This window comes from Janthinobacterium sp. BHSEK (assembly GCF_056174685.1).
Genome location: NZ_JBWBYV010000191.1, coordinates 1 through 1,652 on the forward strand (window position 1 = coordinate 1; position 1,652 = coordinate 1,652).

A 1,652-nucleotide genomic window follows, 5' to 3' on the forward strand; every position below is an offset into this window, starting at 1 on the left:
GTTTTCAATCGATGTCGCCGTTCGTCTGGGTGCCGGACTCGTTCAAGACCACCGAGGAAAGCGCGTTGTACGAGGAGGCGGCTGGCCACGGCCTCAAGGCCGGCGTGACCCTGCCGGTTCACGGTATCGGCGGCGAAGTCGGCATGCTGACTTGTGTCCGGGATCAGGCACCGGGGGCCGGTTTCACGAATGACCTCAGCCAACAACTCGCTAACCTGACCCTGTTGCGCGACATCGCTTTCGACTCCATGCGTCGCTACATGCATGCTGCGCCGGTAGCGCAGGAGGCGCCGGTACTGACCGCGCGCGAGCTCGATTGTCTGCAATGGATGGTGGCTGGCAAAACGGCGTGGGAAATCGGACGCATTCTGAGCATTTCGGAGGCGGGAGTAAATTTTCATATCGGAAATCTTCGTACCAAATTCGGCGTTACCCGTCGCAATGACGTGGTGATCAAGGCAATTCGCCTTGGTCTCGTCAATATTCCCGGTTAGAGTCGGCCACCGCTGGCATCGTCGTCACCCGAGCGCACCGCCAGCAGGTCGGCGTCGTTGATCACGCGCAGCAAGTACAGTCGCATCAGGATGAGCACCGGCAGCGGCATTGACTTGCCGCGCTCGAAGCGACTGCCGCGAGTCTGGGAAACGCCGAAGCGGCGCCAGAAGGCGGTCTGATTTTCGCGCATGATCTGGCGAAAGTCACGGATCAGATATTTATCACGCGTGGTGATCCAGTGCAGCTCGTCGCCACCATCGTCTGGCGTGGCGCTGCGCGACGACAGGACAACGCGTCTGGCCTGGATCGGTGCGCCGGCCGTGCGGCGCACCGAGGAAAGCTTGCTCATAATCGTACTCTGCTGGTTAAGCGGTGGCATGTTGCCGTCGCATGGGTCGATGTCATCAATGGTCGGGTCCAAACAGTGCGGTGCGTGTCTTGGCGCCTAGATGAATCTCCAGAGCAACTGCCTTTTCTACACCGATCTGTAGGGGGGGACCCATGCGCGTGGTTTCCACTCCGCTGTGACGCAGCAGGCGCTCGACGGCGGTGGTGGTTACTGTCACATATTTGCTGATGCCCTGCGTATCGGCAAAGTTGACGATGCCGCGCATCGCTTCTTTGGCGCGCTCGGCAAAGCCAAAGCGGTTGTCGCCGTCGGTCTCGATCGCAAAGCGGCTCAGCTCCCAGATGTTCTCTTCTTCCGGCAGGGCTGCGCCTTGCACCAGTTCGGGGAAGGTGTCCTTCAGCATGTATGGGCCCAGGGTGGGCAGCATGCGCCAGCAGCCGCAGATGCGCTGGTCGCCGCCGCGGATGACCATGTAATGAGGTTCCAGCGCATCATAGCCGTCGATCTCCATGCCACCCAGGATCGGCACTGCCCAGCCCATGCGATCACGGAACACTTTGGCGCGCAGTACATGGATGGCGCGCAGTTCCACGCGGCTGAATTTATCGCGCTGTCCTATTTGAATCATCGAGCTCATGGTCATTCCCCTGTATGGTTGAATTTCACTAGTACGTTGACTGCGGTTGTCAAATTGCTGCGTTTGATGTAGCTACTTTATGCAAATTGGCTAAATCAAATAACTAGCGATCCAGCTAGTGAAACGGCCGCAACGGCCTAGCAGAACTTCTAGCGACAAGAGCCCGAATCC

3 protein-coding genes are annotated in these 1,652 nt (G+C 59.0%); 1 reads left to right on the top strand and 2 read right to left on the bottom strand.

Annotated elements, in window-relative coordinates; translation table 11 throughout:
- A partial coding sequence (locus AC0V2Y_RS28275) for a helix-turn-helix transcriptional regulator (RefSeq protein WP_475418454.1) occupies nt 1-494 on the top strand: 494 nt, incomplete at its 5' end.
- Here the strand turns inward: AC0V2Y_RS28275 and AC0V2Y_RS28280 are convergent.
- Both AC0V2Y_RS28280 and AC0V2Y_RS28285 read right to left on the bottom strand, forming a co-directional pair.
- The gene (locus AC0V2Y_RS28280; RefSeq protein ID WP_475417985.1) at nt 491-844 is read right to left on the bottom strand and encodes a helix-turn-helix domain-containing protein; all 354 of its coding nucleotides are present in this window, start codon (nt 842-844) and stop codon (nt 491-493) included. The genes AC0V2Y_RS28275 and AC0V2Y_RS28280 overlap by 4 nt on opposite strands.
- Before the next feature lie 55 nt (nt 845-899).
- The gene (locus AC0V2Y_RS28285; RefSeq protein WP_475417986.1) at nt 900-1,481 is read right to left on the bottom strand and encodes an acyl-homoserine-lactone synthase; all 582 of its coding nucleotides are present in this window, start codon (nt 1,479-1,481) and stop codon (nt 900-902) included.
- Nucleotides 1,482-1,652: the final 171 nt, after the last annotated feature.

Excerpts from the sequence above, each read along its gene's own strand:
- AC0V2Y_RS28280 (WP_475417985.1), bottom strand. The coding sequence starts at position 844 with ATGAGCAAGCTTTCCTCGGTGCGCCGCACGGCCGGCGCACCGATCCAG.
- AC0V2Y_RS28285 (WP_475417986.1), bottom strand. The coding sequence starts at position 1,481 with ATGAGCTCGATGATTCAAATAGGACAGCGCGATAAATTCAGCCGCGTG.